The following is a 23,904-nucleotide window of genomic DNA, read 5'->3' as shown; positions in this document are numbered from 1 at the left end:
GGGGGGGCGAACGTCGGCCCGTCGGTACCGTCGCGGCCGTGACCAGCCGATCGCCCCGCCGCGGCGTCCCCGCCCTCCTCCTGGCCCTCGCCCTGGCGGCCGGCCCCTGGGCCCTGGTGGCCTGCGGCGACGGCGGCAGCGATGCCGGCGCCCCCGCCGACTGCACGACGGTGGCGCCGGGCGACGACGGCACGACCGAGGTCACGGTGGTGGGGAAGAACCTGGCGTTCGACGTGACCTGCCTCGAGGTCCAGCCCGGGACGCTGGTGGTGACCTTCGAGAACCGCGACGGCGGGGTGTCGCACGACTTCCACGTGACCGGCCACGGCGTGAACGCGTCGACCGACCTGGTCCAGGGCGTCACCACCCAGCAGCTCACCGTCGAGCTGACCGAGCCCGGCAGCTACACCTTCGCCTGCGACCCGCACGCCACGATGGAGGGTCGCCTGGTGGTGGCCGAGGCCCCGAGGGGCTGATCAGGGGCCGGGAACCCCCGGGGGTGGGTTGCGGTGGGAGCGGGTGTTCGGTAAGCCTTACATCCATGAGTAGCGCCAGCTTCCTGATCGCCCTCCGAGAAGGGTTCGAGGCGGCGTTGATCGTGGCCATCGTGCTCGCCTTCGTGAAGCGCAGCTCCAAGCCGGAGATGGCCCGGGCCGTCTGGGGCGGCACCCTGGCCGCCCTCGCAGTCGCCACCGCCGCCGGGATCATCCTCCACCTCACGCTCGACGGGCTCACCGGCAAGGCCCGCACCAACACCTTCGCCATCATCTGCGTCGCCGCGGCCGCGCTGCTGACCTGGATGATCTTCTGGATGCGGAAGAACTCCCGGCACCTCAAGAAGGAGCTGGAGGGCAAGGCCGGCTCGGCCATCGCCGAGAGCTCGGCGCTGGGGCTGGCCATGGTGGCCTTCCTGGCCGTGGTGCGCGAGGGCCTCGAGACCGCCCTGTTCCTCATCTCGGCCACCGCCGAGGACAACGGGCGCAGCGTGGTCGTCGGCACCCTGGTGGGCTTGGCGGTCGCCACCGCCCTCGGCGTCGTGATCTATCAGGGCGCCCACAAGTTCAACATGCGCCGCTTCTTCCAGGTCACGGGCTCGCTGATCATCGTGTTCGCCGCCGGCTTGGTATCGAAGGCGGTGGCGTTCGTGCAGGGCAACACCGTCGACGTCGTCTACAACGTCAAGGGCGTGCACTGGCTCACCAGCAGCAGCGAGGTCGGCAAGTTCCTGGCCGGCATCTTCGGCTGGGACCCGGCGCCCTCGGTCCTGCAGTTCGTGGGCTACTGGGGCTACCTCGTGCCGGCCCTGGTCTTCTTCTTCTACGAGAAGAAGTCGGCGCCGGCGCCCGCCGCCACGCCGTCGGTGAGCGCCGACGGCACCCCGGCCTCGGTGTGAGCGACCACTAGCGTCGCCGCCATGCGCAAGCTCTCCGCGACCGTCGGCGCCCTGCTCCTCGTGGCCTCCCTGGCGGCCTGCTCCGGCAGCGGCGGCAGCGACGGGGCATCGAGCACCACCACCAAGGCGCCCGCCGGCGAGCAGGCGACCACCACCACCGCCGGGTCCGACGACGACGGCACCACCACCACGGCGTCGGGCGACGACGAGACGACCACCACCTCCGGCGGGTCGGGGGAGAGCGGCGACGCGGCGAGCTACGCGGCCTCGCTGGCCAAGGGCCTGGCGTCGGGCGACGCCGCCTCCGACGAGCTCCAGGTCACCGACGACGAGGCCGCCTGCGTGGCGCCGAAGTGGATCGAGACCATCGGGGTCGACGCGCTCACGTCGTTCGGCGCGTCGCCGAAGGACCTCGAGGACCCGGACTTCAGCTTCCCGGACCTGAAGCTCGACGACGAGCAGGGCCTGGCCATGATCGACGCCTTCGTCGACTGCGACGTCGACATCTACGGCCAGTTCGCCGACGTGCTCAGCGAGGACCTCGACGCCACCCAGCAGGCCTGCCTGGAGGGCGAGCTGGACGAGGCGTCCACCCGGCAGTACCTCGCTTCGGCGCTCACCAAGGACGAGATGTCGAGCGATCTGATAGCGAAGCTCCAGGCCATCGACGCGACGTGCAACCTCTCGCCTGCCGGCTGACTCCGGCCTGATCGCCTTCGGGTGATCTGCGGGAGCCCCGGCGCCCCTGTCTGGGGTGGTCCGTAGGCTGCAGGCCATCTCGTCGCTGGAGCTGTTCTCCGAGCCCGTCCGGGCCTGGTTCTCGTCGTCGTTCCCCGCGCCCACGCAGGCCCAGGAGCAGGGCTGGCCGGCCATCGCCGCCGGCGAGCACACGCTGATCCTGGCCCCCACCGGCTCGGGCAAGACCCTGACCGCGTTCCTCTGGGGCATCGACCGGCTGCTCACCACCCCGGCGCCGGAGGGGGCGGGCCGCACCCGGCTGCTCTACATCTCGCCGCTGCGGGCGCTGGCCGTCGACGTCGAGAAGAACCTGCGATCGCCGCTCACCGGCATCGGCCACGCCGCCGATCGGCTGGGCCACCCGGTGCAGGCGCCCACCGTCGGCATGCGCACCGGCGACACCCCGGCCGACGAGCGTCGCAAGCTGGTGCGGAACCCGCCGGACCTGCTCATCACCACGCCCGAGTCGCTCTACCTCATGCTCACCTCGGCGGCGCGGGAGACGCTGGCCAACGTCGAGGCGGTGATCATCGACGAGATCCACGCCCTGGCCGCCACCAAGCGGGGCTCGCACCTGGCCCTCACCCTCGAACGGTTGGAGGAGGTGTGCGAGAAGCCGCCGCAGCGCATCGGCCTGTCGGCCACCCAGCGCCCGCTCGACGAGATCGCCACCTTCCTCGGCGGGTTCCACTCGCCCCAGCCGGCGGCCGCGCCGGTGCGTCGGCCGGTCACCATCGTCGACGCCGGCATGCGCAAGGAGCTCGACATCGAGGTCGTGGTCCCGGTGGAGGACCTGGGCGAGCTGGGGACGATCATCGAGGACCAGGCCGGGGGCCCGGCGTCGGCTGCCCCGGCCCGCCGCTCCATCTGGCCGGCCATGCACCCGCGGCTGCTGGAGCTGGTGCAGGAGCACAACTCCACGCTGATCTTCGTCAACGCCCGGCGGTTGGCCGAGCGGCTGGCCACCCGGCTCAACGAGCTGGCCGCCGAGCAGGTGGCGGTGGCGGCCGGTGCCGAGCCGGGCTCCACCGACGGCTTCCGCTTCTCGGGCAACGAGTCGGTCGGCGTGTCCAACGCTGCGGGCGTCGAGGAGCTGGTGAAGGCGCACCACGGCTCGCTGTCGAAGGAGCGCCGGCTCATCATCGAGGACGAGCTCAAGTCCGGGAAGCTCAAGGGCCTGGTGGCCACGTCGTCGCTGGAGCTGGGCATCGACATGGGGGCGGTGGACCTGGTGATCCAGGTCGAGTCGCCGGGCGCGGTGTCGCGTGGCCTGCAGCGCATCGGCCGGGCCGGCCACCAGGTGGGCGAGCCCAGCCGGGGCAAGCTCTTCCCCAAGCACCGGGCCGACCTGGTGGAGGCGGCGGTCGTCACCCAGCGCATGCACGACGGGCTGATCGAGCACACCACCTATCCCCGCAACCCGCTCGACGTGCTGGCCCAGCAGGTGGTGGCCTCCTGCGCCCTCGACGAGTGGGCCGTGGAGGACCTGGCCGCCATGGTGCGCCGGGCCGCGCCCTTCGCGGAGCTGAGCCAGGAGGTGTGGGAGGCGGTGCTCGACCTGCTGGCCGGGCGCTACCCGTCGGACGAGTTCGCCGAGCTGCGGCCCCGCATCGTGTGGGACCGCGCCACCGGCACGGTCCGCGGGCGGGCCGGCGCGCAGCGCCTGGCGGTCACCAGCGGCGGCACCATCCCCGACCGCGGCCTCTACGGCGTCTTCCTGCCCGACGGCACGCGGGTGGGCGAGCTGGACGAGGAGATGGTCTACGAGTCCCGCCCCGGCGAGACCTTCCTGCTCGGCGCCTCCACGTGGCGCATCGAGGACATCACCCACGAGCGCGTGATCGTCACCCCGGCCCCCGGCCAGCCCGGGAAGATGCCGTTCTGGCACGGCGACGGGCCCGGCCGCCCGCTGGAGCTGGGCGCCGCGCTCGGTGCCTTCGTCCGCGAGGTCCGGGCCCTGCCCGACGCCGAGGCCCGGGAGCGCCTGCGCGCCCGCCACGACCTCGACGACTGGGCGGCCAGCAACCTGCTCGGCTACCTGCAGGAGCAGGCCGAGTCCACCGGCGCCGTGCCGGACGACCGCACCATCGTGGTGGAGCGGTTCCGCGACGAGATCGGCGACTGGCGCATCTGCGTGCTCAGCCCGTTCGGCGCCCAGGTGCACGCGCCGTGGGCCATGGCGCTGCGGGCCCGGCTCTTCGACCGCTGGGGGCTCGACGTCGAGCTGATGTGGAGCGACGACGGCATCGTCATCCGCCTGCCCGAGGCGGTGGACCAGCTCCCCACCGAGGAGCTGCTGATCGATCCCGACGAGATCGACGAGATCATCATCGGCCAGCTGCCGGGCACGGCCATGTTCGCCGCCCGGTTCCGCGAGGCCGCGGCGCGGGCCCTGCTCCTGCCCCGCCGCCGGCCCGACCGCCGCACGCCGCTCTGGCAGCAGCGCCAGAAGGCCGCCGACCTGCTGGCCGTGGCGGCCAAGCACCCGAGCTTCCCGATCCTGCTGGAGGCCACCCGGGAGTGCTGCAACGACGTCTTCGACCTGCCGGCCCTGCGCGGCCTCCTGCGGGACCTGCGGGCCCGCAAGGTGCGGGTGGTGGCGGTCGACACCCAACAGGCGTCGCCCATGGCCCAGTCGCTCCTGTTCGGCTGGATCTCGGTCTACATGTACGAGGGGGACGCCCCGCTGGCCGAGCGCCGGGCCGCCGCGCTGGCCCTCGACCGGGACCTGCTGCGCGAGCTGCTGGGCGCCGAGGAGCTGCGGGACCTGCTCGACGCCGACGTGCTGGCGGACCTGGAGGACGAGCTCCAGCGGCTGGCCGAGCGGTGGCGGGCGCGGACGTCGACGAGGTGCACGACCTGCTGCGCATCCTGGGGCCGCTCACCGTCGAGGAGCTGGCAGCCCGGTGCACGGAGGCCTTCGCCGCCTCGGTCCCCGATGCCCTGGAGCAGCTGGCCCGCGAGCGCCGCGTCATGCCGGTGGGCATCGCCGGCGAGGAGCGCTGGGCGGCGGGGGAGGACGCCGGCCGCCTGCGCGACGCGCTGGGCTGCAACATCCCGATCGGGCTGCCCGCCGCCTACACCGACTCCGTCGACGCCCCGCTCGAAGGCCTGGTGGTGCGCCACGGCCGCACCCACGGGCCGTTCGTGGCGCGCGACGTCGCCACCCGCCTCGGCCTCGGCGTCGACCGCATCCGGCCCGTGCTCGATGCGCTGGTGGCCTCGGGCGGCCTGGTCCGCGGCGAGTTCCGGCCCGGCGGCCACGAGCGCGAGTGGTGCGACCCGGAGGTCCTGCGCCAGCTCCGGCGCCGGTCCCTCGCCGTGCTGCGGGCCGAGGTCGAACCGGTCGACGGCGCCGCCCTCGGCCGCTTCCTGCCGCCGTGGCAGGGCGTGGGCCTGCCCCGGCGCGGCGTCGACGGGTTGGTCGAGGCGCTGAGCGTGCTGTCCGGCGCGTCGATCCCGGCGTCGATCCTCGAGTCCGACGTGCTGCCCGCCCGCCTCGCCACCTACGACCGCTCGCTGCTCGACTCGCTCTGCACCAGCGGCGAGGTGGTGTGGGTGGGCGCCGGGCCGCTGGGCGCCGGCGACGGCCGGGTCCGCTTGGTGTTCCGCGACCAGGTCGACGTGCTGGTGCCGGAGGCCTCGGCCGACGACGCGCCGGAGGGCCCGGTGCACGGCGCGCTGCGCGCCCACCTGGCCGCTCGCGGCGCGTCCTTCTGGGACGACCTCGTGCGGGCCTCGGCCGAGGCCGGCGCCGACTACGACGACCCCACCGTGCTGGCGGCCCTGTGGGACCTGGTGTGGGCCGGCGAGGTCACCAACGACTCCCTCGCGCCGCTGCGGGCCTTCGTGGCCGGCAGCCCCGGCAAGAAGGGGACGGCCGCCGCCAAGCGGGCCGGCGCCCGGGCCCGGCCGCGGCCCGGTCGGCTGAGCCGGCTCGGGCCGCCGGCGGGAGCTGGTCGCTGGTCGCTGGTGGCGCCGCTGCGGGCCCCGCTGCCCGGCCAACCGGCGCCGACGCCGACGGAGGTGGCCCACGCCCGGGCCACCCAGCTGCTCGAGCGCTACGGCGTGCTCACCCGCGAGGCGGCGCTGGGCGAGGGCATCGAAGGCGGCTTCGCCGGCGTGTACCCCGTGCTCAAGGCCATGGAGGAGCGCGGCGCGGTGCGGCGCGGCTACTTCGTGGCCGGCCTCGGCGCCGCCCAGTTCGCCCTGCCCGGCGCGGTCGACCGGCTGCGCTCGGCTCGCGACGCCCGCCGCACCGACGCCCTCGGGGGCCAGGACGGGCGCGGCGGCAACGACCGCGACGACATCGTGGTCCTCGCCGCCACCGACCCCGCCCAGCCCTACGGCGCCTCGCTGCCGTGGCCACCCACCGACGGCCGCCCGGCCCGCGCCGCCGGCGCGCTGGTGGTGCTGGTCGACGGCGAGGCCGCGGTCTACGTCGAGCGCAGCGGCCGGAGCCTGCTCACCTTCCCGGCGGCCATCGTCGACGGCCGCTGGTCCGACGCGCTGGCGTCGGTGGTGCGCTCGGGCCGCCGTCGCTCGCTGGAGATCGCCAAGATCGACGGCGCCCCGGCGCGCGAGTCCGGGCAGGCCGACGCGCTGCGCGAAGCCGGCTTCGCCGACGGCTACAAGGGCCTGGTCCTCCGCAACCGCTGATGCCCGGACCAGGAGCGTTCCGAGTGGAGCAGGTGCCGGAAGCCGCCACCGAGCGGCTCCGCTACGCCGTGCTCCGTCCGCACGATCCCGACGACCCCGTGCTGCTGCCGGTGCAGGGCGGACCGCCGATCGCCACCTTCGCTGCGTTCCCGGCCGGCGCGGCCGCCGGCGAGGCGGGCGACGAGCCGATCGCCACCGTCACCGTCGGTCCCGAGCCCTGCTGGTGGCGGGACGACGTCGTCGCGCCGTGGCGGCTCAAGTGGATGGCGGCCGCCGACGGCTTCCAGGGCCAGGGCATCGGCGGCCTGGTGCTGGCCGCCGCCGTCGCCCACGCCACCGCCTCGGGGTGCGACCTCCTGTGGTGCAACGCCCGCCTCCGGGCCGTGCCGTTCTACGAGCGGGCCGGGTTCGTGGTCGAGGGCCCCGAGTTCCCCATCGCCGGCATCGGGCCGCACCACCCCATGGCCGTGGCCCTGCCGTCGGGCGGTACCGTGCCGCGGTGACCCGCCGCCTCCGCCCGCACCCGTCCGCGACCGCCCGGTGAGCCGGCTGGAGGACGTCGGTGACGCCGACGGCTGGCGCTGCTGGCTCTGCGACGAACCGGTCGACCCCGACATGTCGGTGAACGACCCCCGCGGCCCGAGCATCGACACGGTGCTCACCAAGGCCAAGGCCAAGGCGAAGGCCAAGAAGGGCGACGACGGCCAGGAGCGGCTGGCCCACCGGGGGTGCAACACCGGCAAGGGGGCCACCGCTCCGGTGGTCCCGTGGCCCGACCACCTCTTCGTCGTCGACCCGGCGCCGATCCTCGCCGCGGTGGAGCGCCTCGAGCGCAAGCGGGGCCGCGAGGCCATGGCCCGCTGCCCGAGCGAGGCCGACGCCGCCGAGGCCGCCGCCTGGCTGGTCGACCGGATCTCCCGCCTGCGGCCCGCCCTCGAGGTCACCGCCGAGGTCGAGGCCGGCGGCGGCCAGCACGTGGTGCTGCTCCGCTCCTGACGGCCGGCCCGGCGACTCGGGTCAGTGGGGCTCGGGTCAGTGCGGCTCGGTCGACCGTGGCCCGGGCACGTTGCGGAAGCCGAAGGGCTGGCTCTCGCGGCCGGGGACCACGAACCAGGCCTCGCCGGTGCCGCCCCCGTCGAGGATCGCCACGAAGGCGTCGACCACCTCGCTGACGTCGAGGATCGGGAAGTGGACCTCGTCCAGGAACGCCTTGATGCCGGTGATGATGTTCGTGTGGGCGAACGACGGGCACAGGGCGTTCACCAGGATCCCGTCGGCCCGGTAGGCCTCGGCGAGGGACCGCACGAGGGCCACCACCGCCGCCTTGTTGGCGGCGTAGATCGGGTCGAGGGCCACCGGGGTCAGCCCGGCCATGCTGGCGGTGGCGATGATCGTGCCGCCGCCGCGCTGCTGCAGGGCGGGTAGGGCGGCGTGCACGCCGTAGACCACGCCGTCGAGGTTGATGCCCATGGCCCGGCGGTAGGCGGCCTCGTCGAAGTCGGCGCCGAGGCCGTGGCCGCTGCTCACGCCGGCGTTGAGGTGCACCAGGTCCAGGCCGCCGAACCGGTCGACCGCGGCGGCCACCGCAGCTTCGTTCTGGGCCAGGTCCCGCACGTCGAGGTGCACGTAGAGGCCGCCGACCTCGGCGGCCACGGCCTCGCCGGCTTCGTCGTCGACGTCGGCCGCCACCACCGACGCGCCCTGCGAGGCGAGCCGCCGGCTCACCGCGGCGCCGATCCCGTTCGCTGCTCCCGTGACCAGTGCGACCTTGCCGTCCAGCTCCGTGCTCTGCATCGTCGGAGCTTCGCGCGGGGGCGACGTCGCGTCGGCCGGACCCGGGCGTACCGTCGAGGTCGCAACCCACATCCCGCGCCGAGTCCTGCGCCGGATGGCCCGCTCCACGAGCGCCCGGCGCCCGCGTCCCCGCCATCAGGCGGTACCTCCCGGCCGAAGGAGGTACCGACCATGTCCCCCGACCTCACGTTCACGCTGCTCGCGGTCGGCCTGCTCGCCGCCGCCGCCCTGGTGATCACGAGCAGCCGGCGCGCCCACTCGGGCGACGCCACCGGCGACCTGGCCCGCGACGCCCGGGCCCGCGACCGGCGCCGCTGGAGCCGACCCCGCCACGCCCCGTCCCGCAGCCGCGGCGCCGAGGTGGAGCACGCCGCGGTGCTGGCGCGGCGGGCCGGCGAGCTCGAGCCCGTCGACGGCTCGCCCGCCCCGGTCGAGTGGCGGCCACCGGACCCCGAGGAGGTCGGCACCACCCGTCGCCAGTTCCTGAACCGCAGCATCATCGGCGGCTTCGCCCTGTCGCTGTCGGGCTTCGGCGCCGCCCTGCTGGCGTACCTGTGGCCGACGACCACGGCCGGCTTCGGCTCGAAGATCGCCATCGGCTCGATCAACGACGTCAACAGCGCCATCAAGGCCGGCACCGGCTTCGCCTACTACCCCGACGGCCGGATGTGGGTGGTGCCGTACCCCGACGACGCGCTCCCCAAGGCAAAGGCTGCCTACTCGCCGGCCGAGCTGGTGGGCATGGAGGCCGGCTTCGTGGCGCTCTACCAGAAGTGCGTGCACCTGGGCTGCCGGGTGCCGGCCTGCCTCACGTCGCAGTGGTTCGAGTGCCCCTGCCACGGTTCCCAGTACGACCACGTCGGCGAGAAGAAGGCCGGCCCGGCACCCCGCGGCCTCGACCGCTTCCCGATCTCGGTGTCCGGCGGCGCCCTCACGGTGAACACCGGCCAGGTCATCCTCGGCCCGCCCGTCGGCACCAACACCACCGGCCAGGAGGCCGAGGGCCCCCCACTGCATCTCCGGCACCCCCGCCGGCTGACCACGCCGCGGCCTCCCCGCCCCAACCGACCCGTCCCGCCCCCGACCCGAACTTGTGGGCCAGGACCGCCGTGTTCGGCGGTGTGAGCCCACAAGTTCGATGGGGTGGGAGTCCGCAACCTGAACTTGTGGGCCAGGACTGCCGTTTTCGGCGGTGTGCGCCCACAAGTTCGGAGGGTTGGCGAGGGGTGGGGGGCGGGGGTCAGCGCGGGGGGAGGATGAGGTGGAGGTCGCCGAACTCGTGCCAGCGGTAGCCGGCGGCGACGGCGCGGTCGTAGGCGAGGGCCAGGGCGGGGCGGCCGGCGATGGCCTCGAGCATGCGGAGGTGCGACGACCGGGGCTCGTGCCAACCGGTGATGAGGCCGTCGACGAGCACGGGCGGCGCCTCGGGGGAGATGACCCGGTCGGTCCAGCCCGAGGCGGCGGTGGGCCGTCCGTCGGGGCCGACGGCGGACTCGAGGGCCCGGACCGCGGTGGTGCCGAGGGCGACCACCCGGCCGCCGTGGGCGCGGGTGTCGGCCACCCGCTCGGCGGTGCTGGCCGGGACGTCGAAGCGCTCGGGGTACGGGTCCTCGTGCTCCTCCAGCGACGAGACGCCGGTGTGCAGCGTCACCGGGGCGATCCCCACGCCGGCGCTGACGAGCCGGGTGACCACCTCGGCGGTGAAGGGCCGGCTGGCGCTGGGCATCTCGGCCGAGCCGGGACGGTCGGCGAACACGGTCTGGTACGTGCCGATCGGCCAGGGCACCGGCACGTGGCGGTAGCGGATGGGATGGCCCCAGCGGGCGAGGTAGGGGAGCACCGGGCCGGGCAGGTCGAGGTCGGCCACGGTCAGCCGGGTCGACGCCTGCCACGGCGTGCGTCCCACGAGGCGGGCGCCGCCCGGCAGCTCGACCACCTCACCGGCCATGGTGCGGCCGTAGGGCTCGGTGGTGCCGTCGGTGCGGCGGCGGACCTCGGCCAGCCAGGTGCCATCGGGCAGCGGGGTCGACAGGTGGACGGCCACCGGCTCGCCGTCGGCGCGGATGCCGTCGAGGGCGGCGGGGATGGTGGCGGAGGTGTTGATCACCAGGAGGTCGCCCGGCCGCAGGTGCGAGGGGAGGGCGCCGAGGCGGGTGTCGACCGGCTCCTCGGTGCCGACGCTCACGAGGAGGCGGACGTCGTCGCGGGGGCGGCCGGCGGCCTCGGGCGGCTCGTGGGCTTCGAGCTCGGTGGGCAGGTGGAAGTCGAGCACGTCGCCGGCCGGGGCGGTCGGCGCCCGGTCCGACGGGCGGGCGGCGGGGACGGGTGCGGTGGTGGCGGTGGTGGTCACGACGGGGCTCCTTGCGGGACGGAGGTGGGATCGGCGGTCACGGCCTGGGCCTGCCACCGGCCGCCGGAGGGCGGGCGACGGTGGACGACGGCGAGGATCCCGGGCACGGCCGTGGCGGGCTCGGGGCGGTCGGAGATGTCCTCGCCGGGGAAGGCGGCCTGGTGCATGTCGGTGCGCAGGTCGCCGGGGTCGATGCGGTGCACGGCCAGGTCGGGCTCCTCCTCGGCGAGCACCCGGGCGAGGTGCTCGAGGGCGGCCTTGCTGGCGCCGTAGGCGCCCCAGCCCTCGTAGGCCTCGGCGGCGGCGTCGGAGGTGACGGCCACGACGGTGCCGTGGGCGGCGCGGAGCTGGGGGAGGGCGGCGCGGGCCAGGGCGTGCGGCGCCACGACGTTGGCGGCGAGGACCGCGGCCAGGTCGTCCTCGCCCAGGTCGGCCAGGCGGGGGAGCGGGCTGGGGCCGAGGTCGCCGGCGTTGAGCACCAGCAGGTCGAGCCCGCCGGCGGCGTCGGTGGCGGCCAGCAGGTCGTCCCGGTGGGCGGGGTCGGCGGCGTCGCCGGCGAGGGCGACGAGCCGATCGCCGGCGGTGGGGTCGGCGGCACGGAGCTCGGCGGCGGTGGCCGCGAGCCGGTCGGCGTCCCGGCCGTCGGTGACGACGGACCAGCCGTCGGCGAGCAGGCCGTCCACGAGGGCCCGGCCGAGCCCTCGGGACCCGCCGGTGACGAGGGCGACGGGTGCGGTGCGCGTGGTGGCGTCCATGGGTGGACCTCCGGGTCGGTGTGGTGGGTACCACCATAAACACAGCCTCACCTGTTTTTATGTCCGCCGCCCGAGCAGTTCCGGGATCCGCAGGCCACGGGTAGCGTCCGGAGGTCCCCGAGCCCGGAGGTGTCCCGTGAGCACGACGCAGTGGTACTGGTGCCTGACCCACTCGCAGCCCGAGACGGGCGAGCAGCGGGACGACCCCGACAACGCCCTCGGCCCGTACCCCTCCGAGGAGGCGGCCCGGAACTGGAAGGCCACCAACGAGGCCCGCAACGAGGCGTGGGACGACGAGGACGAGCGCTGGAAGGGCGACGCCGACGCGTGACCGAGGTCTGCCGTGCCCGAGGGTGACACCCTCCACCGCACCGCGAACCGGCTGCGGCCGGCGCTCGCCGGCGCGACGCTGCGCCGCTTCGAGGCGCCCCGGCTGCTGGGTGACCGGCCCACCGTCGGCGTCGGCATCCGCGACGTCGAGGCCGTCGGCAAGCACCTGCTGATCCACTTCGACGACGGCCTGACCCTGCGCACCCACCTCGGCATGCCGGGCTCGTGGCACCTGTACCCGGCCGGTGCCCGCTGGCGGAAGCCCCGCCACCTCCTGCGGGCGCTGGTGGCGGTCGACGGGTGGGAGGCGGTGTGCTTCTCGGCACCGCAGGTCCAGACCTACCGCCCTGCCCAGCCGGGCGGCCCGCTGGGCACCGCCCGCGACCCCATCGGCCACCTCGGCCCCGACCTGTGCACCCCCGACGTCGACCTCGACGCCGCCCTCGCCCGCTTCGACACCGTGGCCGATCCCGGCACCACCACCGCCGAGGTCCTGCTCGACCAGCGGGTGGCCTCGGGCATCGGCAACGTCTACAAGTCCGAGCTGCTGCACCGCTGCTTCGTCGACCCGTTCGTGGCGGTGGGCCGGGTGCCCGTCGAGGTGCGCCGCCAGCTGCTGGAGGCGGCCAACCGCCTGCTGCTGCTCAACCTCACCACCACCCGCCGCACGACGGTGGCCGGTCCGGCCGGCTCGGTGGCCGTCTACGGCAAGGCCCGCCGGCCCTGCCCCCGCTGCGGCACGCCCATCCGCATGCAGCGCCATGGCGAGCAGAACCGCAGCACCTACTGGTGCCCCCGCTGCCAGCCCCCCGGCGCCACCGGCCGGGTGCCGCCGGGACCGGTGCCGCCCGCTGCGGCGACGCCCTCCTAGCCTCGGGCGATGGCCGGCTACTCGGGGACGCCCCTGGCGAAGAAGCTCGGCATCGCCACCGGCTCCCGCCTCGCCCTGGTCGAGGCGCCCGACGGGTTCGGCGACCTGCTCGCCGAGTCCCTGCCCGCCGACATCGACCAGCGCGGCGGCACCGATGCCGATGGTGCCGCCGACGTCGTGGTCGCGTTCGTCACCCGACGGGCCCACCTCGATGCCTTGGTCGACCCGCTGATCGCCACGCTCGACGTCGACGGAGGCCTCTGGATCGCCTGGCCGAAGAAGGCCTCGAACGTCCCCACCGACGTCGCCGAGGACACGGTGCGCGAGGTGTTCCTCCCGCTCGGGCTGGTCGACAACAAGGTCTGCGCCATCGACGCCACGTGGTCCGGGCTGCGGGTCGTGTGGCGCAAGGAGCGCCGGGCCGAGCGTCGCGCGGCGCTCGAGGGCTCCGCGTGACGGGGCGGCCGGTCCGAGATCCGGGCCTGCGCATCGGCTGCTACCCGGGCTCGTTCAACCCGCCGACGGTCGCCCACCTCGCCGTGGCCGAGGCGGCCGTCGCCGCCGCCGAGCTCGATCGGGTCGACTGGGTGGTGTCGCGCTCGGCGCTGGGCAAGGAGGGCGTGGCCGTGCCCACGCTCGCAGACCGGCTGGCCGTGCTGCGCGAGGTGGCGGCCTCCCGGCCGTGGCTGGGCGTGGTCCTGTCGGAGCACCGCCTCGTGGCCGACCTCGCTGCCGGCTACGACGCGGTGGTGATGGGCGCCGACAAGTGGCGCCAGGTCAACGACGCCGCCTGGTACGGCGACGACCCCGCCACCCGAGACGCCGCGGTCGCCCGCCTGCCCCTGGTGCTGGTGGCACCGCGGGCCGACGACGACCTGGCCGGGCTCGAACGGCTCGAGGGCGTGCGCCTGCTGCCGGTGGGCGAGGACCACCGCCCGGTGAGCGCCTCGGCCATCCGCGACGGCGAGCCGGGCGCCCGAGCCTGGCTGCTCCCCGAGGCAGCGGGGTTCGACGCTCGCACCCACGCCTGGTCCGACCCGGCTCGCTACCGCTCCGAGGGCGCCCAACCGAGCTTGTGAGAAGTTTCACGAAATCGGTGGTGGGCGGCCCGACCCGTTCGTAGGGTGGCCCCATGGACCGTCCGCACGTGGTGATCGTCGGGGCCGGCTTCGGTGGGCTGGCCGCCGCCAAGGAGCTGGCCGGCGCCCCCGTCGACGTCACGCTCGTCGACAAGAACAACTTCCACACGTTCCAGCCGCTGCTCTACCAGGTGGCCACCTCGGGCCTGGCCAGCGCCGACGTGGCGTACCCGGTGCGCGGCATCGTCGGCCGCCAGGAGAACCTCGAGTTCCGCCAGGCCACGGTGATCGGCGCCGACCTGGAGGCCGGGCGCCTCCACCTGCAGGGCGACGGCCATGAGGTGGCCGACCTCGCCTACGACCACCTCGTCCTGGCCGCTGGCGCCACCACCAACACCTTCGGCATCCCCGGCGTGGAGCACCACGGCTTCCCGCTCTACAACCTGGCCGATGCGGTGCGGCTGCGGAACCACGTGCTCGAGCGCTTCGAGGCCGCCGACGCCGACCCGTCGCTCATCGACGACGGTGCCCTCACGTTCGTGGTGGTGGGCGGTGGCCCCACCGGCGTCGAGGTGGCCGGTGCCCTCACCGAGCTGTTCCACATGGTCCTCGACCGCGACTTCAAGCACCTCGACGTGGGCCGGGCCCGGGTGGTGCTGGTGGAGATGCTCCCGGACCTGCTGACCCCGTTCGCCAAGGTGTCGCGCCGCCACGCCCGCGAGGCGCTGGAGGCCCGCGGCGTCGAGGTCCGCACCGGCGCCACGGTCGACCGGGTCCGTGCCACCAGCGTCGAGCTCGACGGCGGCGAGCTGGTCCCGTGCCACACCCTGGTGTGGGCGGCCGGCGTGCAGGCCAACCCGGTGGCCGCTGCGCTCGGGCTGCCCACCGGCCGGGCCGGCCGGGTGGAGGTGGCCGCCGACCTGAGCGTCCAGGGCCACCCCGGCATCTGGGCCATCGGCGACGTGGCCGCCATCGCCGATCCGAAGGCCAAGGACGCCAGGCCCCTGCCGCAGCTGGCGCCGGTGGCCATCCAGTCGGGCCGCCATGCGGCCCGCCAGGTGGTGCGCCGCCTCGACGGCCGGGGCACCGAGCCCTTCCACTACCTCGACAAGGGCACCATGGCCACCATCGGCCGGAGCCGGGCCGTCGCCGAGCTGCCGCTGGGGATCAAGCTGCGCGGCTTCCCGGCATGGTTGGCCTGGCTGGGCCTCCACCTGCTCCTGCTGGCCGGCTTCCGCAACCGGCTGTCGGTCTTCGTGAACTGGTTCTGGAACTGGCTCACCTACGACCGCGGCCCGCGGCTCATCTTCCGCTCGCGGGAGTAGGGGCGCCGCCCCGGCCGAGCACCCGGTCGACCTGCATCTCGATGGCCACCCGGTCGGCCCGCTCGCCGGGCTGGCGGTAGCGGGCGGCGTAGGCCTCGACAGCGGCGGCCACCCGCTCGGGATCGTCGGTCACCGTCGCCGGGCCCTCCAGCGTCAGCCAGCGCCCGCCGTCGACCTGGCACACCGACGCCCGGCTGCCCGGCGCCGCCAGCAGGTTCCGCGCCTTCTTGCTGGGGGCGAAGGTGATGATGCGCACCAGCGCCCGAGTCGGGTCGTAGCCGAAGCCCACCGGCACCACGTGGGGCGTGCCGTCCGGGCGGAAGGTGGTCAGGCTGGCCAGGTGGTACTCGGCCAGGAAGGCGAGGGCCTCGTCCGGCAGGTTCGTGGGGTCGAGCGACATGGCCCGAGCCTGCCACCCACCGGAGCCGGAACGCACCAGCCGGGGTCACCCCGATGGGCCGTACACTCCGCACATGATCTGCTCGGCCTGCGGGGCCACGGCCGACGACGCCGCCCGGTTCTGCGCCAGCTGCGGCCGGTCGCTGCGGACGGAGGGGGACGAGCGACGGGTGGTCACCGTGCTCTTCGCCGACCTCGTGGGCTTCACCTCGCTCTCGGAGCGGCTCGACCCCGAGCGGGTCAAGAACCTGGTCGACCGCTGCTTCGAGCGGCTGGCCGCCGACGTCACCGCCTTCGGCGGCCAGGTCGACAAGATCGTGGGCGACGCCCTCGTGGCCCTCTTCGGCGCCCCGGTGGCCCACGAGGACGACGCCGAGCGGGCCGTCCGGGCGGCGCTGCGCATGCAGGAGACGCTGCTGGAGGAGGTGGCCGAGATCGGCCAGGCCCTCCAGATCCGCGTGGGCGTCAACACCGGTGAGGTGCTGGTGGGCGCCATGCGCGCCGCCGGTTCGGTGACGGCCATGGGCGACGTCGTAAACACCGCCAGCCGGCTCCAGACCTCGGCTGAGCCCGGCGAGGTCCTCGTCGGCCCGGCCACCCACCAGGCCACCGCCCACACCATCGCCTACGAGCCCCGCGGCCTGCTGGCCGCCAAGGGCCGCGACGAGCCGGTGGAGACCTGGCGGGCCGTGGCCCCGACCCTGCCGCCCGGCCACCGTGCCCGCCGGGTCGACGTGCCGCTGGTCGGCCGCGACCACGAGCTGGGTCTGCTGCGCCACGCGGTCGACACGTCGATCACCAACGGGCGGGCCCTCATGGTGCTGCTCATGGGCGACGTCGGCATGGGCAAGAGCCGCCTGGCCGACGAGGTCTCGGAGTGGGCGTCGAAGGAGCACGGCGTGGTGGTCCGCGAGGGCCGCTGCGTGCCCTACGGCGAGGCCAACGTGTGGTGGCCGGTGGCCGACGCCCTGCGCGACGGGCTGGGCGTGGGCGACGGCGAGTCGCTCGACGAGGACCGCGCCGCAGCGCTCGCCCAGGTGGGCGTGGCCCTGCGCCGCCCGGTCACCGACCCCGAGGTCGGTCGCACCACCGAGGGCCTCCTGACCCTGCTCGGCCACGAGCCGCCGGCCGGCGCCGACCCCACCACCGTGCGCGAGGAGGCCGGCCGGGCCCTGGGCGTGTATGCCGCCGCCCTCTCCGACCACCGCCCCCTGGTGCTGCAGATCTCCGACCTGCACTGGGCCGACGACGCCGTCCTCACCCTCATCGACGACATCTTCGCCACCGTGCACCACTGCCCGATCGTGGTGCTGGCCACCGCCCGCCCGGCCCTGCTCGACCAGTGGACCCCGCGCCCGGGGCGCCACAACACCCTGGTGCTGCACCTCGACCCGCTCGGCCGCGAGGCCGCCTCCGCGCTGCTCACCTCGCTGGTGGGCCGGGCCGTGCCGCCCGAGGTGGCCGACGTCGTGCTCGACCGCAGCGGCGGCAACCCGTTCTTCCTCGAGGAGCTGGTGAGCCTGCTCGACGGTGCCGCCGGGGCCGGGCCCAACGTGGCCACCCTGCCCGACACGCTCCGCGGCCTGGTGGCCGCCCGCCTCGACGACCTCGACCCCTCGGCCCGCTCGATCCTCCAGGACGCCGCGGTGATCGGCCAGCGCGGCCCGGTGGCCGGCCTGCGCGAGATGGCCCGGCACCTCCACGCCGACCTCGACGTCGACGTCGCCCTCGCCCAGCTGGTCGACGACGAGATCATGGAGCTGGAAGACCACGTGTGGTCGTTCCGCTCCGACCTCGTGCGCGAGGTGGCGTACCAGACCGTCACCAAGGCCGACCGGGCCAAGAGCCACCTCGGCATCGCCCACTACCTCGAGGAGGCGGTGGCCACCCGCCGCCCCCGTCCGGCCTGGGTGGTCGACCAGCTGGCCCACCACTACGCGACGGCCGTGTCCCTGGCCGGCGAGCTGGGCCCGGTGGGCCGCACCGCCGCCTTCCCCGCCGACCTGGCCGACCAGGCCCGGCGCTGGGTGGTCGAGGCCGCCGAGCGGGCGGGTCGGGACCAAGCCCTCGACACCGCCATCCGCCTCTACGGCCAGGCCCTCACGCTGCTCGGCCCCGAGGGCTCGGTCCCGCCGGCCGAGGTCGCCCGCCTCCACCTCGATCGCGCCGTGCTCAACGCCGAGGTGTGGGACCTGGGCGCCGCCCGGGCCGATGTCGACCAGGCGTGCGCCCTGGCCGAGGAGGCCGGCGACCCGCTCGCCCAGGCCGACGCCCTGGTGATCCGCGGCCGCATCGAGCAGAAGGAGGGCGACGTCGACGCCGCCGTCGCCTCGCTCACCGATGCCGTCGCGCGCTACCAGGCGCTCGACGCCCACGCCGGCCGGGCCGAGGCCCTCCGCCAGCGGGGCATGGCCGAGATCTTCGGTGGCCGCATGGCCGAGGCCCAGGCCTCGGCCACCGCCGCGCTGGCCGCCTTCGAGGAGGTCGGCGACCGGACCGGCCAGGGCTGGGCCATGCAGAACCTGGCCTGGACCGCCTTCGTGCTGGGCCACCTGGCCGAGGCCGACGAGCACATCCAGGCTGCCGTCGAGCGGTTCTCCGACCCGGTCGACACGCGCGGCCTGGCGTGGAGCCTCGGGCTGCTGAGCTGGATCCGCTTCCAGCAGCACCGCATCGTCGAGGCGGCCGCCCTCGGCGAGCAGGTGCTGGGCGAGGCTCGCTCGCGCAACGATCCGTGGGCCACCGCCATGATGACGCTGCTGCTGGCCTCGGTGCGCCTGTGGACCGGTCGGTCGGGCGAGGCCGTCGAGCTGGCGGCCCAGGCCCGCCGCACCTTCGAGTCGCTCGGCGACCGCTATGGCCTCGGCCAGGCCGGCGGCACGCTGGGTCGGTCGCTCGTGATGGTCGGCCGGGTGGAGGAGGGCTTCGAGCTGCTGGCCCAGGCCGGCGAGGAGGGCGGCTCGATCGACGTGCGGGGCGCCGCCGGCGGCCAGCTGGCCCGCTTCACCCGGCTCGCTGCCGCCGTGCAGATCGGCGAGCCCGAGCGGGCCGCCGACGTGGTCGACGAGCTGCAGACCCTGGCCGAGGTGGGCGGCGACGACCCGTCGGTGGCCCTGGGCATGGTGGCCCTCCAGCGCGGCGACGTCGACGGCGCCTGCCTGGCCCTCGGCCTCGACCAGCCGCCCACCGACGACCCGAACCTGGCCGCCGCCCAGACGCTGCTCTCGGCGGTGCTCGGCGCGCCGGACACCGAGGAGCGGGCCGACCGGGTCGCGTCGCTCACCGGCGCCACCTACCTCGACCGGGGCCTGGCCCAGGTCGGCGCCGCCCTGCAGGCCGCCACGCAGGGCCGCACCGAGGCGGCCGCCGCCCGCATCGAGGCGGCCCACCTGCTGGTGGAGGCCACCGACGACCTCGTGGCCCAGGCCGTGGTGGGCCTGGCCGCCGCCGAGGTCGCCCACCGCACCGGTGCCGTCGACGCCGCCGACCAGGTGGCCCGGGCCGGCCGGGTGGCGAGCAACCTGGGCATCGACCCCCACGGCTGGGCCCGCATCTTCGACCTCACCGCCCGGCCCGTCCCCGCCTGAAGGGGAGGGCCGGCCCGCCGGTTCGCGCCGTCGGTCCCCTCAGTCGGTGGTGCGCTTCTGCAGGAGGTGGCTGGCCACCGGCACGCAGACGGCGAGGATGGCCAGGCTCGAGAGCAGGGCCATGGCCATCGGGTGCTGGGCCGGCCAGATGTCGACCGCCCCGGCCGGGTTGGGGTTGCCGAAGATCTCCCGGCACGACCCGGCCACCGCCGAGATCGGGTTCCAGTCGGCGATGGTGCGCAGCACCGAGGGCAGGCCCTGGGTGGGCACGAAGCAGCTCGACAGGAAGGCGAGGGGGAACAGGATCACCAGGCCCACGGCCTGGGCCGACTCGGGGTCGCTGACCAGCAGGCCGATGCACGCCGTGAACCAGCTGAGGGCGTAGGCGAAGAGCACCGCGACGGCCACGCCGCCCACGACGCCGGTGATGCCGTGGTCGGGCCGCCAGCCGATGACCAGGCCGGTGAGCAGCACGATGCTGGCGCACAGGGTGGCGGCCAGCAGGTCCGAGATGGTGCGCCCGGCGAGGATGGCGCTGCGGGACATGGGCAGGGTCCGGAACCGGTTGATGACACCGGTGGACAGGTCCGAGCTGAGCCCCACGGCGGTGCCCATGGAGGCGGTGGTGAGGTTCATCGTCACCAGGCCGCCGATGGCGAAGGCCTTGTAGGTGCCGCCGCCCGGCAGGACCATGGCCGAGCCGAAGATGTAGACGAACAGCACCGTGAACAGGATGGGCTGGACGGTGGCGTCGGAGAGCTGGGCCGGCTCGCGGCGCACGTGGATCAGGTTGCGCCAGGTGAGCACGGCCACGTCGCTGCACCACTCGCGGGCTCGGGTGGTGGGGCCACCGGTGGGCTCGTCGTCCCAGCTCGGGGCGAGGGCGGCGGGTCGGGTGGGGACGGCGGTGGCGGTCATGCGGGCACCTCTTCGAGCTCGATGGCGTCGGGGGTCGGGTCGGTCGTGCCGGCGACGGCGTCGTCGGCGGTGGTGGCGGGCGTGCCGGTGAGGGCGAAGAACACGTCGTCGAGCGACGGGTGGTGGAACTGCAGGTCGTCGACCGCGATGCCCTCGGCGTCGAGCGCCCGGATCACCGCGGTGGCGGTGCCGCTGCCCGGTGGCACCGCGGCCTTGAGGTGGCGGCCGTCGTCGCTGAGCGAGACGGCGCCGGTCACGAACGGCGACAGGGCGCCCGCGGCGCCGGGGTGGGCAGCGCTGAGGGTGACCTCGAGCTGCTGGCCGCCGACGGCGGCCTTGAGCTCGGCGGCGGTGCCGTCGGCGATGACCCGGCCGTGGTCGATGACCGAGATGGCGTCGGCCAGCTCGTCGGCCTCGTCGAGGTACTGGGTGGTCAGAAGCAGCGTGGTGCCGTCGGCCACCAGCTCCCGGATGACGCCCCACATCCGCAGGCGGCTGGTGGGGTCGAGCCCGGTGGTGGGCTCGTCCAGGAACAGCACCTGGGGGCGGGTGACCAGGCTGGCCGCCAGGTCGAGCCGGCGGCGCATGCCGCCGGAGTAGCCCTTCACCTGGCGCTCGCCGGCACCGGTGAGGTCGAAGCGGTCGAGCAGCTCGGTGGCCCGGGCCTTGGCCTCGGCGCGGCCCAGCTTCGACAGCCGGCCGATGAGCACCAGGTTCTGGCGCCCGGTCAGGGCCTCGTCGAGGGTGGCGTCCTGGCCGGTGGCGCCGATGCGGCGGCGGACCCGGTCGGCGTCGGCCACCACGTCGAGGCCCGCCACCCGGGCGGTGCCCGAGTCGGGCCGGGTCATGGTGGTGAGCATGCGGACGCTGGTGGTCTTGCCAGCCCCGTTGGGGCCGAGCACGCCGAGAATGGTGCCGCGGGGCACCGCCAGGCTGACGCCGGCGGCGGCCTGGGTGGCGCCGTAGGACTTGTGGAGGTCGACCGCTTCGATCACGAGGTCGTCGGACATGGGGTGCTCCGTTCGGGAGGTGCCGGTCGCCTACTTGCCGGCCGGTCAGTACTTACTTGCCGGACGGTAAGCCTCTACTTGCCGATCGTCAAGTAGCATCGGTCACGTGACCGAACCGACCGTCACCACGAGGGACCGGATCCTCGAGGTGGCCACCGAGCTCTTCGCCGAGCAGGGCTACGAAGCCACCTCGCTGCGCGAGATCGCCGAGCGCCTGGGCTTCACCAAGGCGGCGCTCTACTACCACTTCAAGAGCAAGGACGAGATCCTCCAGACCCTGCTGGAGCCCATCCTCAAGTACTTCGCCGGGTTCCCCGCGCTCACCGAGAACCTGTCGGACCTCGAGTCCTGGGCCGACGCCCTGGCCGACGTCGTCGACTGGGTGGTCGACCACTTCGCCCTGTTCGGGATCATCGAGCGCAACCGCAGCGCCATCGAGGTGCTGTCGGAGACCTCCGACGGCTTCGCCGCCCACCAGGAGATGCACGCCCGCTTCGACCGGATGCTGGCCGACCCGTCCCTGCCCGCCGACCAGCGGGTCCGCCTCGGCCTCGCCATCGGCGCCGTCGGCGGCATCAACGACTTCGGCGGCGGCCTGCTCGCGTCGATGGGCGCCGACGAGTTCCGGGTCCGCGCCAAGGCCGTCGTCCGCGAGCTCGTGCTCGGCAGCCCGCCCGCCACCTGAGCCCGGGCGCGACGGTGGCCGGCCCCGAGGGACCGGCCACCGTGGCGAGCGAGCGCGCTCCCGGGGGAGCGGCGGGCTACTTGTTGGGCTGCGGGGTGACCCGGAGGTAGGGCTTCTTGGCGTCCCAGCCCTTCGGGAACTTCTCCTTGGCCTCCTCGTCGGAGACGGCCGGCACGATGATGACGTCCTCGCCGTCCTTCCAGTCGACCGGCGTGGCCACCTTGTAGTTGGCGGTCAGCTGCAGCGAGTCGATCACGCGGAGGATCTCGTCGAAGTTCCGGCCGGTGGAGGCCGGGTACGTGAGGCTCAGCTTGAGCTTGTTGTCCGGGCCGATCACGAAGACCGAGCGCACCGTGGTGGTGTCGGACGCGTTGGGCTGGATCATGTCGTAGAGGTCGGCGACCTTCTTCTCGCTGTCGGAGATCAGCGGGAAGTTGAGGGTGGCGCCGGTGACGTCCTTGATGTCCTGGGCCCAGCCCTCGTGGCTCTCGGAGGTGTCGACGGAGATGCCGATCACCTTCACGTTGCGCTTGTCCCACTCGTCCTTGAGGGCGGCCACCCGGCCGAGCTCGGTGGTGCAGACCGGGGTGAAGTCCTTGGGGTGCGAGAACAGGACCGCCCAGCTGTCGCCCTTCCACTCGTGGAAGTTGACGGTGCCTTCGGTGGTCTCGGCGGTGAAGTCCGGGGCGTCGTCGCCCAGGCGGAGGGTAGCCATGGTGTGGCCTTTCTCAGGTGTGGTCTGTCGTAGGGGGAACCTGGTCAACCTACTCGGCCGCCCGCAGATTCCCGACCAACCCCATCAGGTATCCGCCCTTGGGTCAAGGGCGGCCGCTACGGCGCCCAGATGTCGTCGTCGACGTCGATGGCGCGGTGCTGGCCGGTGATGGTGGCGTAGTCCGGGTCGTGGCGGTCGATGTGGCCTTGGTGCTCGGCCACGTAGCCGCCGGTGGCCCGGTGGTCGCGATGCACGTCGGGCTCGAGGTAGATGACCCGGGCGGCGTGCACGTTGGCGCGGATGTTGCGCTCCACCCGGTCGATGGCCTGGGCCACCTCCACCACGGTGAGCTCGTGGAGGAACTCGACCTTGGCTCCCACGAGCAGCTCCTCGGGGCCGATGTGCTCGGCGCGGAGGTGGATGACCCGGATGACCTCGGGCTCGATCTCGATGGCGGCCCGCATGGCCTCCATGTCCTTGCGCGAGGCCGACTCGCCGATCAGCAGGCTCTTCATCTCGACCACCAGGACGATGGCGATGAGACCGAGCAGGATGCCGATGGACAGGGTGCCGTAGCCGTCCCACCGCCCGTCGTCGAGGGCGACCGAGAGGCCGACGCCGCCCATGGCCAGCACCAGGCCGATGAGGGCGCCGAAGTCCTCGAGCAGCACCACGGGCAGCTCGGGCGTCTTGGAGCGGCGGATGAACTGCCAGTAGCTGGCGTCGCCCTTGAGGCGGGCCGCCTCCTTGAGGGCGGTGCGGAACGACAGGCCCTCGGCGATGAGGGCGAAGCCGAGGATGCCGACGGCCCAGATCGGGCTCTTGACGTCCTCGGGGTGCTCGATCTTGTGGAGGCCTTCGTAGATGGCGAACAGCGAGCCGAGGGTGAACAGCACCAGCGCCACCACGAAGCCCCAGAAGTAGCGCTCGCGGCCGTAGCCGAACGGGTGCTCCTCGTCGGCGGCCTTCTTGGCCCGGCGCCCGCCGAGCAGCAGCAGGCCCTGGTTGCCGGAGTCGGCCACGGAGTGCACCGACTCGGCCAGCATGGACGACGAGCCGGTGACCAGGAAGCCCACGAACTTGGCGGCGGCCACCGCGAAGTTGGCGAGCAGGGCGGCGATGACGGCCTTGGTGCCGTGGCCGTGGCCGGCCTCGCCGTCGATGAGCTCGGCCTCGTCCTCGGTCTCGTCCTCGGGCTCCGGGGCGGCCGCGTCCGGCGGGGGCTCGGCGTGCTCGGCGTCGGGGGCCATGACCTGCGGTGCTCCTGGGCGGTGGGGGATCTGCCGGACCATGGTA

21 protein-coding genes and 1 pseudogene are annotated in these 23,904 nt (G+C 74.4%); 14 read left to right on the top strand and 8 right to left on the bottom strand.

The features are described from left to right. Positions 1–38: 38 nt before the first annotated feature. The 6 genes and pseudogenes from KSP35_RS11650 to KSP35_RS11625 all read left to right on the top strand — a co-directional run bounded on the left by KSP35_RS11650 (position 39) and on the right by KSP35_RS11625 (position 7,786). Positions 39–476, top strand: a complete 438-nt coding sequence (locus tag KSP35_RS11650; RefSeq protein WP_217001985.1) for a cupredoxin domain-containing protein — start codon at positions 39–41, stop codon at positions 474–476. Between the two features lie 65 nt (positions 477–541). Further along, complete coding sequence (locus tag KSP35_RS11645; protein WP_217001984.1) at positions 542–1,393, top strand: FTR1 family protein; 852 nt, start codon at positions 542–544, stop codon at positions 1,391–1,393. Between the two features lie 21 nt (positions 1,394–1,414). Further along, positions 1,415–2,092, top strand: a complete 678-nt coding sequence (locus tag KSP35_RS11640) for a hypothetical protein (protein WP_217001982.1) — start codon at positions 1,415–1,417, stop codon at positions 2,090–2,092. A 55-nt stretch (positions 2,093–2,147) separates the two neighbouring features. Continuing rightward, positions 2,148–6,790: pseudogene (locus KSP35_RS11635) on the top strand (DEAD/DEAH box helicase). A 23-nt stretch (positions 6,791–6,813) separates the two neighbouring features. Then, on the top strand, positions 6,814–7,293 hold the full coding sequence (locus KSP35_RS11630) for a GNAT family N-acetyltransferase (protein WP_217001980.1): 480 nt from the start codon (positions 6,814–6,816) through the stop codon (positions 7,291–7,293). 37 nt (positions 7,294–7,330) lie between these two features. Next, positions 7,331–7,786, top strand: coding sequence for a hypothetical protein (locus tag KSP35_RS11625; protein ID WP_217001978.1), 456 nt, complete (start codon positions 7,331–7,333; stop codon positions 7,784–7,786). Between the two features lie 36 nt (positions 7,787–7,822). Here KSP35_RS11625 and KSP35_RS11620 read toward each other — a convergent pair whose 3' ends face one another. After that, positions 7,823–8,584 (bottom strand): SDR family oxidoreductase, encoded by a 762-nt coding sequence (locus KSP35_RS11620; protein ID WP_217001976.1) that lies wholly within the window; start codon positions 8,582–8,584, stop codon positions 7,823–7,825. Positions 8,585–8,755: 171 nt separating this feature from the next. Here KSP35_RS11620 and KSP35_RS11615 point away from each other — a divergent pair, with 171 nt between their 5' ends. After that, positions 8,756–9,709 carry a ubiquinol-cytochrome c reductase iron-sulfur subunit gene (locus KSP35_RS11615; protein ID WP_217001974.1) on the top strand — a complete coding sequence of 318 codons (954 nt, stop codon included), beginning with the start codon at positions 8,756–8,758 and terminating at the stop codon, positions 9,707–9,709. A gap of 115 nt (positions 9,710–9,824) precedes the next feature. Here KSP35_RS11615 and KSP35_RS11610 read toward each other — a convergent pair whose 3' ends face one another. Together KSP35_RS11610 and KSP35_RS11605 are read right to left on the bottom strand one after the other, a co-directional pair. After that, positions 9,825–10,856 carry an S-adenosylmethionine:tRNA ribosyltransferase-isomerase gene (locus KSP35_RS11610; protein ID WP_371748977.1) on the bottom strand — a complete coding sequence of 344 codons (1,032 nt, stop codon included), beginning with the start codon at positions 10,854–10,856 and terminating at the stop codon, positions 9,825–9,827. A gap of 74 nt (positions 10,857–10,930) precedes the next feature. Next, complete coding sequence (locus tag KSP35_RS11605; RefSeq protein ID WP_217001970.1) at positions 10,931–11,689, bottom strand: SDR family oxidoreductase; 759 nt, start codon at positions 11,687–11,689, stop codon at positions 10,931–10,933. A gap of 136 nt (positions 11,690–11,825) precedes the next feature. On the opposite strand from KSP35_RS11605, the gene KSP35_RS11600 reads away from it, so the two are divergent. From KSP35_RS11600 to KSP35_RS11580, 5 genes are read left to right on the top strand one after another with little or no spacing between them, the layout of a single operon-like run. Beyond that, entirely contained in the window at positions 11,826–12,020 is a 195-nt protein-coding gene (locus tag KSP35_RS11600; protein ID WP_217001968.1) for a hypothetical protein, read from the top strand. Positions 12,021–12,032: 12 nt separating this feature from the next. Next, positions 12,033–12,890: a DNA-formamidopyrimidine glycosylase family protein gene (locus tag KSP35_RS11595; protein ID WP_217001966.1), complete on the top strand. Its 858-nt coding sequence runs from the start codon at positions 12,033–12,035 to the stop codon at positions 12,888–12,890. A gap of 9 nt (positions 12,891–12,899) precedes the next feature. Further along, positions 12,900–13,346: a DUF3052 family protein gene (locus KSP35_RS11590; protein WP_217001964.1), complete on the top strand. Its 447-nt coding sequence runs from the start codon at positions 12,900–12,902 to the stop codon at positions 13,344–13,346. Beyond that, positions 13,343–13,969: a hypothetical protein gene (locus KSP35_RS11585; RefSeq protein ID WP_217001962.1), complete on the top strand. Its 627-nt coding sequence runs from the start codon at positions 13,343–13,345 to the stop codon at positions 13,967–13,969. Before KSP35_RS11590 ends, KSP35_RS11585 begins: the two co-directional genes overlap by 4 nt. Positions 13,970–14,022: 53 nt before the next feature. Further along, a complete protein-coding gene (locus KSP35_RS11580) occupies positions 14,023–15,294 on the top strand; it encodes an NAD(P)/FAD-dependent oxidoreductase (protein WP_217001960.1) in 1,272 nt (423 codons plus the stop codon). Here the strand turns inward: KSP35_RS11580 and KSP35_RS11575 are convergent. Then, complete coding sequence (locus KSP35_RS11575) at positions 15,272–15,694, bottom strand: TIGR03618 family F420-dependent PPOX class oxidoreductase (RefSeq protein WP_217001958.1); 423 nt, start codon at positions 15,692–15,694, stop codon at positions 15,272–15,274. The two genes, KSP35_RS11580 and KSP35_RS11575, sit on opposite strands and share 23 nt — an antisense overlap. Before the next feature lie 73 nt (positions 15,695–15,767). Here KSP35_RS11575 and KSP35_RS11570 point away from each other — a divergent pair, with 73 nt between their 5' ends. Then, positions 15,768–19,280, top strand: a complete 3,513-nt coding sequence (locus KSP35_RS11570; RefSeq protein ID WP_217001956.1) for an adenylate/guanylate cyclase domain-containing protein — start codon at positions 15,768–15,770, stop codon at positions 19,278–19,280. Between the two features lie 39 nt (positions 19,281–19,319). Here KSP35_RS11570 and KSP35_RS11565 read toward each other — a convergent pair whose 3' ends face one another. Further along, positions 19,320–20,198, bottom strand: coding sequence for an ABC transporter permease (locus KSP35_RS11565; protein ID WP_217001954.1), 879 nt, complete (start codon positions 20,196–20,198; stop codon positions 19,320–19,322). After that, positions 20,195–21,208: an ATP-binding cassette domain-containing protein gene (locus KSP35_RS11560; RefSeq protein ID WP_217001952.1), complete on the bottom strand. Its 1,014-nt coding sequence runs from the start codon at positions 21,206–21,208 to the stop codon at positions 20,195–20,197. Before KSP35_RS11560 ends, KSP35_RS11565 begins: the two co-directional genes overlap by 4 nt. Positions 21,209–21,314: 106 nt before the next feature. Here KSP35_RS11560 and KSP35_RS11555 point away from each other — a divergent pair, with 106 nt between their 5' ends. Continuing rightward, the gene (locus KSP35_RS11555) at positions 21,315–21,893 is read left to right on the top strand and encodes a TetR/AcrR family transcriptional regulator (RefSeq protein WP_217001950.1); all 579 of its coding nucleotides are present in this window, start codon (positions 21,315–21,317) and stop codon (positions 21,891–21,893) included. A 76-nt stretch (positions 21,894–21,969) separates the two neighbouring features. Here KSP35_RS11555 and KSP35_RS11550 read toward each other — a convergent pair whose 3' ends face one another. Further along, a complete protein-coding gene (locus KSP35_RS11550; protein WP_217001949.1) occupies positions 21,970–22,608 on the bottom strand; it encodes a peroxiredoxin in 639 nt (212 codons plus the stop codon). A gap of 116 nt (positions 22,609–22,724) precedes the next feature. Then, positions 22,725–23,900 carry a cation diffusion facilitator family transporter gene (locus tag KSP35_RS11545; protein ID WP_217001947.1) on the bottom strand — a complete coding sequence of 392 codons (1,176 nt, stop codon included), beginning with the start codon at positions 23,898–23,900 and terminating at the stop codon, positions 22,725–22,727. Between the last annotated feature and the right edge of the window lie 4 nt (positions 23,901–23,904).

Source organism: Aquihabitans sp. G128, from assembly GCF_019048865.1.
Classification (GTDB): Bacteria; Actinomycetota; Acidimicrobiia; order Acidimicrobiales; family Iamiaceae; genus Aquihabitans.
This window is presented reverse-complemented; position numbering and strand designations above follow the sequence as displayed.

Bases quoted from the DNA above. Each gene is read 5' to 3' on its own strand.
- KSP35_RS11615 (WP_217001974.1), top strand. From the start codon at position 8,756: ATGTCCCCCGACCTCACGTTCACGCTGCTCGCGGTCGGCCTGCTCGCC.
- KSP35_RS11575 (WP_217001958.1), bottom strand. From the start codon at position 15,694: ATGTCGCTCGACCCCACGAACCTGCCGGACGAGGCCCTCGCCTTCCTG.
- KSP35_RS11580 (WP_217001960.1), top strand. From the start codon at position 14,023: ATGGACCGTCCGCACGTGGTGATCGTCGGGGCCGGCTTCGGTGGGCTG.
- KSP35_RS11590 (WP_217001964.1), top strand. From the start codon at position 12,900: ATGGCCGGCTACTCGGGGACGCCCCTGGCGAAGAAGCTCGGCATCGCC.
- KSP35_RS11645 (WP_217001984.1), top strand. From the start codon at position 542: ATGAGTAGCGCCAGCTTCCTGATCGCCCTCCGAGAAGGGTTCGAGGCG.
- KSP35_RS11605 (WP_217001970.1), bottom strand. From the start codon at position 11,689: ATGGACGCCACCACGCGCACCGCACCCGTCGCCCTCGTCACCGGCGGG.
- KSP35_RS11545 (WP_217001947.1), bottom strand. From the start codon at position 23,900: ATGGTCCGGCAGATCCCCCACCGCCCAGGAGCACCGCAGGTCATGGCC.
- KSP35_RS11640 (WP_217001982.1), top strand. From the start codon at position 1,415: ATGCGCAAGCTCTCCGCGACCGTCGGCGCCCTGCTCCTCGTGGCCTCC.
- KSP35_RS11570 (WP_217001956.1), top strand. From the start codon at position 15,768: ATGATCTGCTCGGCCTGCGGGGCCACGGCCGACGACGCCGCCCGGTTC.
- KSP35_RS11565 (WP_217001954.1), bottom strand. From the start codon at position 20,198: ATGACCGCCACCGCCGTCCCCACCCGACCCGCCGCCCTCGCCCCGAGC.
- KSP35_RS11550 (WP_217001949.1), bottom strand. From the start codon at position 22,608: ATGGCTACCCTCCGCCTGGGCGACGACGCCCCGGACTTCACCGCCGAG.
- KSP35_RS11620 (WP_217001976.1), bottom strand. From the start codon at position 8,584: ATGCAGAGCACGGAGCTGGACGGCAAGGTCGCACTGGTCACGGGAGCA.
- KSP35_RS11560 (WP_217001952.1), bottom strand. From the start codon at position 21,208: ATGTCCGACGACCTCGTGATCGAAGCGGTCGACCTCCACAAGTCCTAC.